The sequence below is a fragment of the Carboxylicivirga caseinilyticus genome (assembly GCF_050589785.1).
In the GTDB taxonomy this organism is placed as follows: Bacteria; Bacteroidota; Bacteroidia; order Bacteroidales; family Marinilabiliaceae; genus Carboxylicivirga; species Carboxylicivirga caseinilyticus.
The window spans coordinates 1-16,907 of record NZ_JBNGOX010000066.1 but is presented as its reverse complement, the minus strand read 5'-3'; the positions used below and the strand labels follow the sequence as shown (position 1 = coordinate 16,907).

At 33.7% G+C, this 16,907-nt stretch carries 11 protein-coding genes and 2 tRNA genes; 3 read left to right on the top strand and 10 right to left on the bottom strand.

Annotated features, from left to right (window positions below; translation table 11 throughout):
- Positions 1–202 precede the first annotated feature (202 nt).
- The 5 genes from ACRD62_RS21735 to ACRD62_RS21715 form a co-directional block, all read right to left on the bottom strand.
- Positions 203–724, bottom strand: a complete 522-nt coding sequence (locus ACRD62_RS21735; RefSeq protein ID WP_430822198.1) for an FKBP-type peptidyl-prolyl cis-trans isomerase — start codon at positions 722–724, stop codon at positions 203–205.
- 150 nt (positions 725–874) lie between these two features.
- Positions 875–2,467 carry a DUF4932 domain-containing protein gene (locus ACRD62_RS21730; RefSeq protein ID WP_430822197.1) on the bottom strand — a complete coding sequence of 531 codons (1,593 nt, stop codon included), beginning with the start codon at positions 2,465–2,467 and terminating at the stop codon, positions 875–877.
- A 109-nt stretch (positions 2,468–2,576) separates the two neighbouring features.
- Complete coding sequence (locus ACRD62_RS21725) at positions 2,577–3,707, bottom strand: transglutaminase domain-containing protein (protein WP_430822196.1); 1,131 nt, start codon at positions 3,705–3,707, stop codon at positions 2,577–2,579.
- Between the two features lie 37 nt (positions 3,708–3,744).
- Positions 3,745–4,860 carry a carboxypeptidase-like regulatory domain-containing protein gene (locus ACRD62_RS21720; protein WP_430822195.1) on the bottom strand — a complete coding sequence of 372 codons (1,116 nt, stop codon included), beginning with the start codon at positions 4,858–4,860 and terminating at the stop codon, positions 3,745–3,747.
- 9 nt (positions 4,861–4,869) lie between these two features.
- The gene (locus tag ACRD62_RS21715; RefSeq protein ID WP_430822194.1) at positions 4,870–8,832 is read right to left on the bottom strand and encodes an MG2 domain-containing protein; all 3,963 of its coding nucleotides are present in this window, start codon (positions 8,830–8,832) and stop codon (positions 4,870–4,872) included.
- Positions 8,833–9,001: 169 nt separating this feature from the next.
- Between ACRD62_RS21715 and ACRD62_RS21710 the strand changes: the two genes are divergently transcribed.
- Both ACRD62_RS21710 and ACRD62_RS21705 read left to right on the top strand, forming a co-directional pair.
- Entirely contained in the window at positions 9,002–9,184 is a 183-nt protein-coding gene (locus tag ACRD62_RS21710; protein WP_430822193.1) for a hypothetical protein, read from the top strand.
- A complete protein-coding gene (locus ACRD62_RS21705) occupies positions 9,171–9,731 on the top strand; it encodes a glycoside hydrolase family 108 protein (protein WP_430822192.1) in 561 nt (186 codons plus the stop codon). The genes ACRD62_RS21710 and ACRD62_RS21705 overlap by 14 nt, the downstream gene beginning before the upstream one ends.
- 165 nt (positions 9,732–9,896) lie before the next feature.
- Here the strand turns inward: ACRD62_RS21705 and ACRD62_RS21700 are convergent, their stop codons facing one another.
- The 5 genes from ACRD62_RS21700 to ACRD62_RS21680 form a co-directional block, all read right to left on the bottom strand.
- Positions 9,897–12,305: a PAS domain-containing sensor histidine kinase gene (locus ACRD62_RS21700; protein ID WP_430822191.1), complete on the bottom strand. Its 2,409-nt coding sequence runs from the start codon at positions 12,303–12,305 to the stop codon at positions 9,897–9,899.
- Between the two features lie 210 nt (positions 12,306–12,515).
- Positions 12,516–12,601: transfer RNA gene (locus ACRD62_RS21695), tRNA-Leu, on the bottom strand.
- A 218-nt stretch (positions 12,602–12,819) separates the two neighbouring features.
- A tRNA-Gly gene (locus ACRD62_RS21690) sits at positions 12,820–12,892 on the bottom strand.
- An 83-nt stretch (positions 12,893–12,975) separates the two neighbouring features.
- Entirely contained in the window at positions 12,976–14,001 is a 1,026-nt protein-coding gene (locus ACRD62_RS21685) for a hypothetical protein (RefSeq protein ID WP_430822190.1), read from the bottom strand.
- A 47-nt stretch (positions 14,002–14,048) separates the two neighbouring features.
- On the bottom strand, positions 14,049–14,825 hold the full coding sequence (locus tag ACRD62_RS21680) for a polyphosphate polymerase domain-containing protein (protein WP_430822189.1): 777 nt from the start codon (positions 14,823–14,825) through the stop codon (positions 14,049–14,051).
- 522 nt (positions 14,826–15,347) lie between these two features.
- Here ACRD62_RS21680 and ACRD62_RS21675 point away from each other — a divergent pair.
- A complete protein-coding gene (locus ACRD62_RS21675; RefSeq protein WP_430822188.1) occupies positions 15,348–16,799 on the top strand; it encodes a glycoside hydrolase family 16 protein in 1,452 nt (483 codons plus the stop codon).
- Positions 16,800–16,907 lie beyond the last annotated feature (108 nt).

The window sequence follows — 16,907 nt, the reverse complement described above, 5'->3', positions numbered from 1 at the left end:
AAATTGAATAAGTAATATGATTGATAGATTATAATTACACCAAATTCCGGAATGTATATAGATGCTTCCGGGATTTTTTGTTTTCAAATCTTTTCAATCATTTTTAACCTCTTATGACCTTTTAATATACTGCTACAAACCCTTATATAACAAAAAAAGGCACGGATAAATCCGCACCTTTAAATTATTTCTTAGCTCAAATCTAATTTGTAAAATCAATTAGTTCAATATCAAATATTAAAACAGAATTAGCTGGTATTGCACCTGCAGCATAAGGACCATAACCGTATGGCGAAGGAATAATCAATGTTAATTTATCTCCTTTACTCATTACAGGTATACCAATTTGCCAGCCAACAATTAAACCACTAAGAATGAAAGAAATAGATTCACCTTCATCGGTACTGTCAAACACAGTCCCATCCAACAGATAACCTTTATATGCAACTGTTACTTCTGAGGTACTGTTAGGCTTTTCTGTATCTGACTCATCAGCTATCTCATGGTTATAATAATAAACCCCCGAAGCTGTACCATTGTAAATAATTTCGGTTGCATCTATCCCATTATCTGCAATATAATCTGCAATTAGTGCCTCATCAATTTCCAATTGCTTCAAGGCATCATACGTTTCAGTAACATCATTCTCCTTTATACAACTAACTGCAGTAATTGCTAATAAAAACACTCCCAGCAATCTTTTTATCAAACCTAACTTTTTCATTTTTCTTTTTATTATCATCCTTAATTCCAAATTGTTTTAATCAGCTAATTATATTCAACATATAAACCGAAAGTATTACAAAAGTATAAGATTCTGGCAGACGAGAAAATCAGATACAACTTTAACAATCTTTTAAATCATCATTATAAATTACAAACACTTCCATCCTTCTTTTACTTTCACAAGTGTGCCTGATTTTAATACATTGTTACGATCTCTGAAAACAACATAGTTAGTTGGTCCATGAAAAACATTGTTAATATTGACAATTCCATCCGATTTCTGGGCTGTGTATATCAATAAATACTTTTCAGGATTAGCTGGATTTTGCATATTAAAAATTGCTTTACCATCGCTAAGTTCATATTCTTTATCGGCTTTGATTGAAGATTCTGAAGTTATAATCGGAAGATTAGTTTTAAACTTTTTTAGCAACAAATTATTCTTCTCAGTTCCATAAATCATGAAAGAATATTGACTTATATCCAGATCAAGCGCCTCTTTATCAGTAATAATTTGCTTATCCTTCATAAACTTATCTCTAATCATTTTTACATAGTTCAGAATCTCACCTTCATTACCATCTTCTTTTTCCGAAACAACAATGTAATCAACATTGGCAAAAGTTTGATTGATGCTAATCATATATTGAGCATTATAGTCGTTTGTTTTTGCATCATCAAAGGCAGTCTTGATAAGAGTTGGATAAAAATCGGCAAAAGTTGGGTATTTGCTTCTGTTATTACTGTATATCTCCAGGGCTTTCATCATTGGCTCGGTATAAATAAAACCTCTGCCAACCTCTTTATACATAACCTTTTCAGCGATCTCATCTCCATATTTCTGTTTCGCTAAAAAGGTCGTTACCGCCCTAATCACCTGCTCATTCACAACAGTAGTCCAACTGCCATAGGCCTGTTTTTTCATCTGATCCTTAATAGGATTTAACAACTGTTTGTATCCTTCAACCAAATCATTGTTTTCGTCAGTCAGATAATTCACATATGAATGACCGAATTCATGCCAAACCAAATACTCAATATCATTTATCTGTCCAAAAACGGGCTGTCCGTTTTCTTCTTTTCTGGGCGACATGATATTGTAAATATCAAGCTTACCGTTAACACTTACACCAGGACCATAATTACCACTATTCAAACATGATAAGATAATATTATAGCTATTTTGCTTTTTACCGTAGAACTTTTCAATGGTTTCTATTTCATTAAAATCGTTTAATTGAGTAGCCATATTATCAACCAATCCTGCATAAAATGATTGATGTGACTCGATGAATTCATTAAAATGAGTATCCTCCACAAACTGTTTCAAAACCGAAACAAATTTCTTTAGTTGATCCTCCCCACCAATTCGACGTAGCAGATATTCGGGCATCTCATTATCAACATTCAATTCGTCAGATAGATGAAGCATCATAGCCGGTGGAGCATCATAGGTAAAGCCCTTTTGAGAAAGCCCTTTCACAAACAACACAGCTTCATGATCTTTATATTTCTCAAAGTATTGATCGATGGAATTTTTATATTCGAGATTAAATTTATTCAGACGAAAGTAATCACCGAGATATTGCACAATACTTATTAACTCCTGACGGCTGTCAATTGAAATTGAAAGACCATTTATTTGTTTGCTGGCTACAATACTTTTTTCTCCTGCCTTTACAAATAATAAATTCGTAAATAAGAAAACACCACAAAATAGTGCAATTAACGTTTTGTTCATTTTTTTAAGGGTTTAGATTTGTTGTGTGACATTCATTATTACTGATATACAAATCAGTAAACTATCTTACTCATTTATATTCCTACTTTATAAATTCTTGTCACAGACATTAAAAGGGTGCTTGCCAGAATTGAGTGGGATTACTAATCCGATAAGTAGTATGTTTCACAAGTGTTACCTCATTTGTCCAAACGGTAATAGGCTCCACCTTCCAGTCAATATTCTCAGGTAATAACTCAATATAATCAATGGTTGGATAAACGCCTCTGGTTTCGGAATTATACCGGCTATTAATATGAACGCTAAAACGATACAAATTCTTAGCCATGTATTTTTCAAGATAATAATCCTTGGTTTGTGTCACCTGATTATTCCAGTTGGCATCAGGATTCAATATCAAAGGTTTATCATTAATCAGTCGTTCTCTTACCTCTTCAATCCCCAACAACTCACCTTTTTCGTCCATTACATAAGCAGCAAATGTTGGATCCATCCAGATCCATTTATCTAACTGAGTTGAATAAACCATATTAATCACATGGCAGTCATCAAATTTTTCTTCTTTGGGCATACAGGTTATGTATCGCGAAGGATAACCCATAGCAAGGTAACATTCGTTAAGTATAGTCGCCATCATTCGGCAATTAACACCTCTTTCTTCCGACTCACATGTGTTAATTAAATCGATCGCATTTTTATTATCCGGATTATAACTACTTCCATCGTGCCTTACAGCATTATGAACCCAATACATAAGATTAATCATTCGGTTTACTTCGCTTCCCCGTCCGGCAATGGAGTCCAGATTATAATGTTTGCGAAGATTTACCAGAACTGAATCACTCTTGGATTGGTAAGTAAAAGCTGGAAGATTGATCGTATCCACATAACTATATTCAGCCGCAGCTTTCAGCTTATCGAGATAAGGCAAAACATACTTGATTCTTGTAAATGCTGTATCCTTATCATTTAATACAATAATAAAATCAACACTATCTTTACCCGGTCCTACCTTAAAAGTTGCTGAATCCAGGTCGGTGTAAAAGGTAACTTCGTTTGCGCTTGTTTTAAAAATATCAGGCTTTATCTGCGGACTGATTCTCCAGTTTTGCCTGATAAGCCGATCACCATCTTTTATATCCAATAACTCAGTATTAGATTTGATAATAACATTTGAATCCTGATGTGTACAATGAACCAGAATAGGCAATAGGAAAATACTTAAAATTAATTGTCTCATTATGGGTCTGGGTTTATGATTATATAATTAACATAGTTTAATTTTCGAACATTATATCAAGAGGCAAGGCTGCTCCCATTCTTTTATTAATGATATCTCCATCAAATATTATTTCTCCGCCAGGCAAAGATCCATCTTTCCTAATCACACAAATATCTTTCATTATATAACATCTTGAGTTTTTTATTCTGGGATCTTTTAAGTTAATCTTCCTTAAGAGCAGATTTAGAGGTTTTTTTCCCCTGTAGAAATAGAGTATTTCATATTCCTTCCCTTTTAAACCGCTTAACCATGCTTCATTCAACATAAAATCAGCACAACCACAAGTCGATAATTCAAAAGTTTTATATTCCGGACCTTCAGGATTCGAAACTGTATCTGTTTCAAGAATTAAAAATCCATTCATTCTTAATGTATTCTCATACATAGAGCGCACAAAATGCATTGTTGAATTATTATATGCCTCTTTCCTGTTTTTTAAATACTTCTTTTCTTTTCGTTCTGAATTAATTTTCAACTCCTTAAAAAACGAGTATCCTACTATTCGAATTGAGTTACGCCGAATCTCAGGATTAAACTGCTCACGAAAAGTTACCAGATCGTAGCGCAACTCATATCCTAAATCAGGTAAAAGAATTTTCAGTGGTTCAGTTGCTGTGGCAATGAATTTTTCGTAGGGCCCTTTACCGGGAATAAAGAATTTTTCAGCATATTGAACATCAAAATACAAAACACTATCATTAAGTATCTGAGCCTTTTTGCCCCATTTATCAACACCTAGAAATACTTTCTTAAAATAATCCATATTGGCCGCCCTAAGATTAGTACTCTCTATTGTTACTTGCTGAATATCTATCTTTTTAGGAATTAACCGAATTGACAAACGCTTTTCTTTCTTACTATCAATATTAACAATTCTACTCACGTAACTGATATGACTGATTACTATTTGAGAGTAATCCATATCATAAGTTAATTCAAATTGTCCATCCTCACCAGTGATCGTACCTATAGTGGTTCCATCAATATAAATATTGGCAAATTCAACTGGTTGATTGGTCAACGAATCTTTTACTTCACCCGATATGGTATATGCTTCAACTTGCAACAACACACCAAATACAAGGGAAACGATAAGGAGAAATTCTTTCATAAGCTCAAATTATTTGGTCTCCTCAACAAACCTGGTTACTTCATTTAAAAATTTAATTTGATTGATAATACTCAAGTCTGGAGGTAAAAGCTGATTATCCCGCCATTGAGCCGGATTATATTCGACTTCTTTTTTCGTTTCGTTTATCTGATTCCACTTCTTAGGCAATTTATCCTTTAATAATTTAAAATCATCCTGAAAAATTGGTTTCCATACCGTCTCCTGTTCAATCTTCTTAAGTTCTCCATTCCAATAGAAAGAAACGTTGTAAATGCTAAAGTCCGGATCCCATGTTTCTCCGTTAAACTTCCAGGTCACCTCACGTTGTTCTCTTACCACTTCAAAATTTTCACTACTCCGTGCACTCACAATATACATATCGGGCATAATGTATTTTTTAGCTTTATCACTAAAGCGCCACGAAGCCCATGCAAGACCATATGTTTCTGCATCTATCAATAATTCACCCTGATAAAAAGCATAGTTAACATCATTATACTGATCGAAATGAATACGATACATTCTGCGCCCTTGAAATTGTGTTTCTCCAACAAGTATGTATTCATACGCCTTCTGAAAATTAAGATCGAGAAAAGACTCCAAAAACCAAACAGGATCTAATTGAGGAATTACATCATTCCGTTTAAGAGGCGTGAAGTTAATTTTTCTACCATAATCGATTGAATGAAACTCTTGTCTGCCGGTAATATTTGTCTCAATCGGAATAGCTTCCTCTGCCATTTTCGGCCAGACTTGTATAAAACTTAAATCCTTTAAACTATGCAAATAGCTATTATCGAAGATTTTCTCACGATAGGCACCTTTGAAGTATATCTTCTTCGAGTTTCTGTTTTTAAATCGACTCCGATAAAGCTTTTTAATAATTTCTAATGCATCGTCAGAAGATTGTCGAATCTCTTCTTTTTCAAGGGTTTTATCAGAATCCAATAAATCCTGATAAGTGCATTTCAATGGCTGAAATCCTGCTTTCTCAATCTTTATAGTACTGGTTGGATGAATTATATTTTCGTCAACAGGAAACAAACCATCAGCTGAGGTAAATGCACTCCAATCATTCTGATCCGAACTAATTTTCGCATAAGATACCGGAGTTCGGTCGGGTAAGAACAGATGAGCCTTATATAGTGGATCAACCGGTTGCTGATTTAATAGTTCCCTTTTAGGTTCCAAAGTTTGTTGAGAAGTAAACAGAGAATCTGGTGTATAATACAGTAAACTTCCAACCTCACCTCTTTCAGACACACCATTGATTTCCAGCCTTATTTTATTGGACACATCTGAAGCATAAAACTTCAATGGAGCTCTACCATTAATGTCAGTTTCCACATCAGGAAACCAGGCTAAGGTGTTTCTTTCATCAGAAAGTATACTATCCTTAATGCTTGTTGAGTAATCGAAATGATAAAACTCTTTTACTCTCTTAAATCCATGTAATGTAACATTAGAAATACCTTTGTAGGCAATGGTACTATAAAGACCGCCACCAGCCTGAGTATAAATCGAAAGAATCGCCACCGGCGTTGAAACTTCTTCAGTACCCTTAACGGTATATTCTATCTGACCTTCAAGCGTTGTCCAATCTATATCTTCATTATTAAAAAACTCAGCATCACCCGTTAACAAAGCCTTTGCATTGGGAGTATCCGGAAATACTAAATCAACTGATTTAACTTCCATGGGATCCAGCGTTACCAAATCATCAATAGAATAGGTTCCTAACATCCCGCTCATTATACCCTTAGTATTCGAAGCTCCAACCATTTTGCCATCGACATAAACAAAGAAACGATGTCTTCTTTTTCCAATCAGTTGAAAACTAACCGTCGTTGTTGAAGAATACTCCACTATTTCCATTCCATTACTTGTTAACTCAACAGAGCTTCCGTCAACACCAACATTCGATGTTGTTATTCGCAGTTCGGGAAATGCTTCATAGAGCAAGCTGAATATTCCATCATACCAAGGCATCTCTCCCATTAATTCACCAATTTTGGTTTCTCCAACTGAATAATCTGGTGCACCATATTTCTGATTCATAATTCCTTTTGCCGACTTCTTGCTTTCGGCCTTCACATCAACCTCATCAATAGCTACATCTGTTGTTACCATAAAGGTGTCTTCAATCACAACTCTTGCTAATTCCTTTTCCAGCAAATCTCTGGTTAATCGTATATCTTCAATATTAATTGTTTCTGCATTAACATCAGAACAATAAGCATTGGTTAAATAACTGAACTGATCTGCAGGTTGTGGCTGATAGCTGGTTTGAATATCAATCTTATAATCTCTTTTTGCGTCCTTTTTATTTTTTGTTTGTACAACAACCCTTTTGCTATCATAGAAATCGCTCATTATAAAGGTAAACTCACCATTTTGATTCACTTTCTCATTATAGCTATCAAAAACACTACCTGCAACCATGGTTACTTCGGCACCTTCCGGCACTTTATCTTTACCCCATAACGATCGAACTTTTCCTTTCACATATATACCAGGCTCTTCAAGATACTCAGGAATAGCAATGGTATCAGTTATCACCTCTTCCCATTTATATCTTCGCCATCCATTTGTCAACATTAATAATTCCGACTTAAAATTACCTTCACCGGAATCTTCGAAAAGTACCGGTTCATTCATTTTCAAATCTGGCAAATCGGAATACAATGAAAGATATTGAATGATATTTGGCGATTGATAACTATGATCAGGTACTCTTTCAGCATCGGTTGCCGAAACAGTAAAGTTTCCTTCAACCGGCAGGCCATCAGCATTTGTAACTTGAAGTTCCATCTCAACAGCATCCCTGCCAGAAGCAGGCAACCTAACTTCTCGAAGTGCAATATTTAGAGCTTCGTCCTTCTTAACAAACAATAATCGTTCTGCCTTTGGTATTTTATTACTATCAAATAAAGTAAGCTGAACAATGCCACTATTAAATTCTGTTTTCTCCATTAAAACAGCAACAGTCTTTCTTTGAGTCAAATCTATCCTCATCGCATTCTTAGGCTGACCATTCTGAGTTGCCAAAAGAAAAGCGGTACTATCCGAAGTGAGTGCACCAATTCTGGAAATCATTATCTGAACAGGCTTATCTTTACCTTTATCTGTAACAGCCATTGCTAAACCTGACTCAAGAGCATTGGGTAAGGGTTCTTTATCCAAAGTTTCGATTTCGCCGGTTTGCTTTATAAAATACTTTTTACCAGGTTGAGGATTAAGCATAAAAAAACCTTTTCCCCTCCATAACGTTTTTGCAGCAGCAACAATTTGACCCGTTTCATCTTCTACCATACCCATAAAATCAACAGGTAAACCTAATTCATCTAACACTTCAAATGCTACTTTGGTATTAACACCAGTTATTAATTCACCTCCCTCGGGATAGAATTTAATATTATACTTTGATTCGATTTTTTCAGATTCTACTTGCGATTCATCATCCACTACCTCTGATGACAACGCATTAGAATGGGCTGATACAACGGGTCTGGATCCAACAATAATTATTTCTTTCGAGAAATAGTAAGCACTTCCGGCATTACGCATCCAATTGGTATATGCTACCAGATAATATTTACCAGGCTTAAGTCCATATTTTAAATCAATCTGTCCAGCAGCTTTACCTTCTTCAATTTTAAACATATCCTTTGAATAGATCGACTGATCAGGCTTAAGCAACTCAACATGCAATACCACTTCGGTAAGATTTAATTTTTGCGATGCAGCATTCATAACAAATGCACTAAACCAAATGGTTTCGCCAGGCAAATATGCAGGACGATCGGTTTGTACAAATATTTTTTCGTTATGACTAACAGCCTGATGAAGGGATAGTTTTTTTACTATGTCTGATTCCCATGATTGGGCTGTAATAAATAAGGCAACATGTAAGAAGAATAAGACCGAGATATACTTTTTACGAATAAAAATATTAGGGCCCAATTGGTACATAAAGATTTGAATTTAGTTATAAGGTTTTTCAAATCTAAATATAGCTAACGATATTCAGAATAACATAAAATATTCTGCTGGATACTAGTACAAATTTTATATTTTATATTGTTTTTTGCCTGTATTTTTTACTACACTTACTATAATCTTGGGTTAGTTAACAGTAATCATGCTCAACAATTTTGTATTTAAAACCATACAATTACAAGATTGGCAAATAGCCTTTGTAAGCAGCATTAATGGCGGTATCTCAACCAAACTAAGCACCATTATCGACTTTCTTTTCGGTGGTTCAATTTCCGGTGTGAACAATGTAAAACTTAAAACCAAACGTAAGAATGAAGACATTTGATGAACTCTTTGATGGAATGATAAAGCACGAAGGTTACTACGCCAATGTAACCGGAGATAAAGGAGGTGAAACATATATGGGTGTAGCCCGGAATTTGCATCCCGATTGGGAAGGCTGGCAATACATTGATACCTACAAAGAAACCTACGGTGAAATATCTTGGAACTTTAAGATTGATGTTCCTCAATTGACACAGCTTGTAAAGGATTTTTATCAGCAGACCTTTTACAAAAGGTTTAAAATTGATGAAATCTCCAATGGTTCACTACAAGAAATCATTTTTGATTGGTGCGTTAATAGTGGAGTATGGGGAGCCAGGGGCGTTCAAAAAGTATTAAACCGCTTCTTTGATTGTGAACTTAAATTGGATGGGATTATCGGCAAAAACACAATCAAAGCCCTTAATTCTTGCCCACCAGAAATGTTATTCAATGCCATCAAGTCTGCACGTATACATTATTACAACACAATTGCGCAAAGAGGTCAGAACCAAAAATTTTTAAAGGGGTGGATGAAAAGGGTAAACTCAATCACCTTTATAAGTTAACTATATTCCCACACGATTATAAGTCATTCCGCTTATCATTTTATCAACACATTGCCTTATTAGATAATAGGATGCACTGGATACTAAAATTATTATGGGATCATCTATCCTAATCTAATCAAACTGGAGAAATTTAAAACTCATCATATAGCTACTTTGATAATATTATTGATTCGGTATAGAGAAATTAAAAATACTTCCTTTACCAACCTCACTTTCCACCCAAATTTTACCACCTATCGAAATTATAAGGTCATTGCATATGGAAAGCCCTAAACCTGTCCCAATTTCATGATTTGTCCCTTTTTTACTTATTGTTTTCTCAAAGTTAAATAAACTATCTCTCGTTGAACTATCCATTCCAACACCTGTATCTTTAACAGATATAATTATTTCGCCCTGAACTTTTCTTGAAATAATAGTAACTGCCCCATCTCTTTCCGAAAATTTTATTGCATTACAGATAAGATTCCGCAATAAAGTGTTTAGTATATTTTTATTGGTTTCTATTATATCACATTCAAGTTCTGTCAATACTTTTATATCCTTACGCAATAGATTTTCCTTGAAAATATTTTTGATTTCATCAATGGATTTCTTTAAAGAACAATTTTCAATAAGTACTTTACCATTCCCAATTTGCAATATTACCCAATTCAAAATATTGTCAAGTAAATTATAACTGCTTTTATTACTATCTGAAAATACACCGATATATCTTAACAATTCTTCTTTCGTGAAACTTGATGAGTCTTTAGTTATTATATCTAATAGATGCATCTGAGCACCCATTGGAGCTTTTAAATCATGAGATAATATAGATAAGAATCGATTCTTTATTTCATTTAACCTTTCCAATTCTTCATTATGTTTCTTTATTGATTCTCTTTGTTTTTTCAGCTCTGTAACATCTGAGATTAATGCTAATACATGGGTTGTTCCTTTTAATGAATTGATTATTGATGTTGATATAGAAATTGTTTTAGGTTCATTATTCTTTGTTGTAATATCCCATTCTTCATTCACAATATCTTCTCCCTCTCGCATCGAAGTCATGCGTTGAATAGCTCTTTCCCTTATTTCTAAATCCTTATACAAAGATTGATACCATCCTAACTCATTTATCTCATTAAGAGTATATCCCGTGATTTTTTCAATTTGATTGTTCCATACTGTAAATTCTACATAGGGAAACTCATCAATATTGTGACATACACATAAACCTTCAGCAGCATTTTTAATAAGCATTTCCCTGAAAGAAAAAACCTCTTTTAACTCCCTCTCCCTCAATACCCTATTTGTAATATTTTCAAGAGTGGCAATCATTCCATCAAAATTATTATTAGCATCAAACTTGGGAGCAGCATTTATAGAAAGATAAATCATAGAACCATCTGGCCATTTTATAGCATGTTCAATACAATGAACTGGTTTACCTTCTTTCTGGACACGTATAAATGGTAATTCCTCTTGAGGAAAATCGTTTCCTTCAAAATCAGTAATCTTCCAATCTGGATGATTGTATGTCATTCCTGTGATGTCCTCTTTTTTTAGACCAAGCTTTTTCTCCGCTCTGGAATTTGCAAATTCAAATTGACCTTGTTTATCCACAACAATGATACCTACTGGGCTGGTATCTGTCATTTTCTGATTATATTCTAATGCGGCTTTTAAACTCTTCTCTGTTTGTTTTAGTTCTGTAATATCGGTTGCTACTCCTACAACACCTATAACTTTCTTATCTGATATTAGAGGCGTATAAGAAGTATCAAAATATATTTCCCCAACTTGGTTTACTATTCGTACTTCATTGCCATCAAAAACAGATTTAATACTAGAGATGATAGCAGGATTGTCTTTATATAACTCTAAAGCTGACATTCCAACTACCTGACCTGGTTGTAACCCAAGTTTTTTAAGTCCTTTACCATCCGACAATGTAAATATACCTTCGCTATCTAGTGCAAAAAGGATTACAGAAGCTTCTGAGATGACAGTACTTAAAAGGTGTTGCTTACTTTCTAGTTCCAATGTTCTTTTGGCAACATTTTCCTCCAGTTTTCCTTGATAATCCAGCAGTTCAAACTCTGTCTCTTTCTGCTTGGTAATATCAGTTATTGCCCCTAACATTTTTATCGTTGCCCCTGCATTGTTTTTCTCTATCTTTCCCTTGGCTATTACATATTTAATTAAACCATTTGGTAGTACTATTCGGTATTCAAAAGGATTACAGATACCTTTTTCTATCCATTGTTGAGTATTTATATTGTGCTTTTCTTTATCATCAGGATGAATACGATTAAGGATACTTTCATAATTAATTTTTGACCCAATCTCATAATCAAACAACCTATATGTTTCATCCGACCATATTACATTATCATTTTCAACATCATATTCCCAAAACCCTACATTAGCAAGCTTAGCCATTTCCGAAAGCTTAAAAGCCATTGAGTTAATATCTTTTTCAGATTGCAACTGACTTTGTTCGATATTAACGTCTTTAAGTCTTTCAATTTCTTTTTCAAGCTCTTGAATCCTATATATATAACTTTTTTCGATTTCCGATTGCACAAGCTAGTCCTCCCAAAATTGCTTAGATATTAAAAGATACAAAAAAGTAAATCAAGTATGAAGTTTAAATCCAAATATCTGCTTTAAGACATCTTTCTTTTATAAAAAAGTTGAATCAACAATCTATCATACCTATAATTTATTTAGATGGGAAAATACAAAAAAGAAAAACTCCCGGCTGAATAAAATCAACCGGGAGTTTCTTTTTTGTGCCCAGAACAAGACTCGAACTTGCACGCTCTAAAACGAGCATTGGCCCCTCAAGCCAACGTGTCTACCAATTTCACCATCTGGGCTGGTATCTGTTTCCAAATTTATAAATCTGTAGAATGTTTCCGAATTGTTTCCGAAAAATTTTTCTACATTTGAGCTACGTTCTTTTATAACTCTTTATTAATCAGCTTTAGCAGTCCTTTGTAGCTAAAGTTTAGTAAATGCCCCTCAACCGTGCCTGTCTACCAATTTCAGCACTTGGGCGATAAATAAAAAAGGAAGTAAAACTTCCTTAATTCCGAGCGAAAAACGGGACTCGAACCCGCGACCCCGACCTTGGCAAGGTCGTGCTCTACCAACTGAGCTATTTTCGCAAATGCGTTGGCAAAATTATAAAAATTCCTGTTTTCAACAATAGATATTATTGCCTTTTTTAGAATACTGAAAGGGTCTTTCCCTATTTTACATGAGCCATAAAGTTACGACGAATACTGCTCTTGGTCTCAAGTTTAGCATAGAAATCCTCTATCTCACTCACACACCTTTGTTTACATTCAATCGACATTTCGGGCAAATCAAGTATCATATTTAAAACCTCTTCTTTTGTCTCGGTAAAATAGTCAACTTGCTTTCTTAACTCATCAAATTTAACACGGTCGCCTTTATAAATCTTTACGGTTTCAGCTGTTCCGGTAATATCTTTTCGGTATGGAGGATTTACAAAAAATGACATATCAAAATCGTAAGGTATAGCAATATATGGTTTATGATTTCCATCCTTCACTAATATAACATTATGCAACATAGGAACAGACCAGTCTTCATTACCAATCATATATTGAAACATCGACATTTTGACCATTTCCTGTTCTTCCAGCTGATTTAATGTCACATTCATCACCTTATATTGTTCAATTCCCAGCCGGGCACACATATCATCTTTATCTTCTATGAAAAAACCAAATTTTGTAAAAGAAGAGCCATCATTTTCATCAACATAGTTTATCTCAACCAAACGTACTTTTAAACTATATTCTGAAATGGAATTATAAATACGATAGGCAGAATATTCTCTGATTACACTGTTCAACATCTCTTCACTATCCTTACAATGGGTAACCAGTTTAAGTTTTCTATTATTTTTAAACAAGGTACGCCCAACATCCTCTTTACCAAATTTAAGCTTAAGTGGAGCAAAGTCACAGGTTGATTCTTTTAACCTGAAATTACCCCTCACCTTTAATTTAACTGGTAATTCTACATCTTTCTTATCGGTATATACCATTCTACCAACAATATAATCGGCAGCTTTATCTCGTTCTGTATACAATTTATTAAAGTCAGCAATTAAAGTCAGCTTTAATACTTCATCCGAATCAAAAACACCATTAGGACGAATATTGTTAGCCTTAACACCCGACACACTAGCAATTACAAAAAGCAAAAAAACAAATCCTATTTTAATCCTTGCAACTGTTTTCATAATCATGTTTATTGAAAAATAAATGATCTTAACTATCTATCTAATTTTTAACCTACGAGAGCAATCATCTCCCTTTCTTCTGCCATTAATTTATTAACACTAAGTAACCTTGGCTTAAACCGATTATACTTAACATCATTATTTAAGGCTATCGTACCCAAACAGTACTTACTAATTGACAATGGTGAATAACCATGCTTTTTAATCGTGCGTGCAAATGATGAATATATATCATCTCTGTTCCTTTTAATTTCTACTATAACACAATTATCAAGTGACTTCGACATATTTAAATTATTAAAGCCAACATTTAAATCAATAGTAATTCGCTCACAAGTAGCTTTATTAACCAATGTAATTCGCTTAAAATGTGTTGATAAAACAGGATTTAAATCATCAGCACTATACGGTGTATTACTATTAACAAACAACTGATCACCGCCATTGATATGTTTTTCAAACCCATTTACAGCCACTCTCATCTTATGAGTCCTACCTTTCTCTTTCAATTTAATTTCAAGAAATTTGTCACCACTTTCAGCGTACTCACGGTAACGAATTTTAAAGCGGCGATTCTTTCCATTATGATGTTCGTGATACATATTCAGGTTTTCTGTATCGTAATAAGTTGTGAAATAAGATAGGATTCTCTTATTATTAATCTCTACAACATCATAGTCGTTAATATGCGCTGCAAGGCATGAAACCAACGATTGAGGGGTCAATAAAAATTTTGTATCAATCCTGTTCATCAATTTCACGCTTCCCATTTCTTTAAGACCTATGGAATCGTATAAACTTATTACTTCATTTAAAACATTCATTCCTTATCGCTATTAATCGTTTTGAATAACTGAATATCTTAATCTATCAATTTGAGGCTGCAAAAAAGATATAATTACAAATTATAAATCATGATCTAAATCAACTCTCAAATACACAAACTTCATTTTGTAACTTAAAAACCCATATACATTTTTTCAATTCACTTTATAATGCTGTATTTCTGTATTTTATATTACATTACATTTTATTACTTACTCTTATTTTTTAATTGTTAATTTTTCTTAACCTGCTCTTAAACATCTTTACAACAATAAAAATTGTAAGCAACATGATCGTTAATCACATATTCAGTCTAATTCAATGATTGAACCAAAACACGCTATATATTAATATTCAATACTTTACAAATAATAAGCCAGATAAAAACCGTTCATTATCGAACAAGGAGATGCTCAAAAACGCACAGCTATTAAAACCTATGGAAATTTTCATTATTTTAGTTAACCTTATTGCTATTCTCACGTATCATTGTTATTTAATGCCCAAAAACTAATTAGATAATGGCCTCATTTTTAAGTTCTCTTTTTGGAAGTAAGTATCCGCAAACAGCAAAGTATGAAGCTGAACAGGAAAAATTGAAGAACGATTATAAGCGTTTCGTTGACTTTGAAAACTCAACCAATTATAAAAGATATAAGGAACTGGATGAACTCGTGCACTCAGGTGACTTTATTAAGAAGGTTGATCAGTTAAAAACTGAAAAATTCAAAACCACTAAGGAATACCGTCAATTAAAAGATTATGAATCTTTGAAAAAGTCGAGTGATTTAAAAAAATATTTTAAATACAAGGCTTCTCATAATCCCGAAAGAGTTTTATCCATTAAAGACTCAAATATTCTTAAAGAATTTACTGAATTAAAGAAATGGACTGAAAGCCCTGAATTCAGAGAAGAAAAGGGCAAAAAAGACTTTAAGAAATCAGAAGCCTACACAAAGTTTAACGAGTTTAAGAGTCTGCAAAAAAACTCCGACATTAAGTTTTACTTCAAAGAGTTAAACAAAGCTGCTTACAAAAACTTTGTAAATATTGACAAATCTGAAAGGTTAGAAACTTTTGAGAAATTAAAGCAACTGGTTGAATCCGCTGATTTTATTGCCTTCAAAAAAGAATTGGAAGATCCTAAACGATTTGCCAAATCAAAAGAATACGCTCTACTTTCGGAGTATGAGGACATAAAAAAAACACCCGAATTTAAATGGTACGAGAAAACTAAATCTCATAATTCATTTAGTGAAATCAATAAATGGCAATTAACCTTTGAAGATGATTTTGACAGTTCTAAAATTGATCAAAACAAATGGATAAATGGTTATTATTGGGGTAAAGCTCTTTTAAATGATGTTTATGTTTTAAAAGAAGAGAAACAATTTTTCAGTGAGTCAAATATACAATTGAGAGATAGCGTTGCTCACCTTACCACCAAAGAAGAAAAGATTAAAGGAAAGATTTGGGACGATCAGATGGGTTTTGTTCCAAAAGAATTTAATTACTCATCAGCCCTTATTAGTACCGGGCAAAGCTTCAGACAGCTTTATGGAAAATTCGAAGCTAAAGTTAAAGTAGAAGATTCTTCGCCTATTAACCATGCCTTTTGGATGGTTGGCGAAAGCATTGCTCCTCAAGTTGACATATTTAGATTTGCCGAAGCCGGTTCTAAACAATTTAAAGCTGGAAGTCACTTAATGGTAAATAACACAGCATCTCAGAAGCTTACTACCGTCAATGGCATTAAGTTCGATTCAGACTACTTTATATATGGATTGGAATGGACCAAAGAAAAACTGACCTGGACAGTTAATGGAGTTAAAGTTCATGAACAAACTCAAAACATTCCAAACCAACCGATGTATTTAGTTTTTAGCTCGCATTTATTGAAGGATGAAGTAAAAGTTAAAGTACCATCTTCTTTAAGTGTTGACTGGATAAGATGTTATCAAGAAAAAGCCTAGATAAAAGCAAATTAAAGAGGGTGTCCAAAAAGTGATTCTGCAAATAAGGAATCTTTCAAATTGTAACTTTACTTTCATTATACCCCACCAAACCTCCCCTATAAGGGA

Coding starts and splice junctions, on each gene's coding strand:
- ACRD62_RS21720 (WP_430822195.1), bottom strand. CDS start 4,860: ATGAAAGAATTTCTCCTTATCGTTTCCCTTGTATTTGGTGTGTTGTTG.
- ACRD62_RS21730 (WP_430822197.1), bottom strand. CDS start 2,467: ATGAACAAAACGTTAATTGCACTATTTTGTGGTGTTTTCTTATTTACG.
- ACRD62_RS21735 (WP_430822198.1), bottom strand. CDS start 724: ATGAAAAAGTTAGGTTTGATAAAAAGATTGCTGGGAGTGTTTTTATTA.
- ACRD62_RS21680 (WP_430822189.1), bottom strand. CDS start 14,825: ATGAATGTTTTAAATGAAGTAATAAGTTTATACGATTCCATAGGTCTT.
- ACRD62_RS21715 (WP_430822194.1), bottom strand. CDS start 8,832: ATGTACCAATTGGGCCCTAATATTTTTATTCGTAAAAAGTATATCTCG.
- ACRD62_RS21705 (WP_430822192.1), top strand. CDS start 9,171: ATGAAGACATTTGATGAACTCTTTGATGGAATGATAAAGCACGAAGGT.
- ACRD62_RS21710 (WP_430822193.1), top strand. CDS start 9,002: ATGCTCAACAATTTTGTATTTAAAACCATACAATTACAAGATTGGCAA.
- ACRD62_RS21685 (WP_430822190.1), bottom strand. CDS start 14,001: ATGAAAACAGTTGCAAGGATTAAAATAGGATTTGTTTTTTTGCTTTTT.
- ACRD62_RS21725 (WP_430822196.1), bottom strand. CDS start 3,707: ATGAGACAATTAATTTTAAGTATTTTCCTATTGCCTATTCTGGTTCAT.
- ACRD62_RS21675 (WP_430822188.1), top strand. CDS start 15,348: ATGGCCTCATTTTTAAGTTCTCTTTTTGGAAGTAAGTATCCGCAAACA.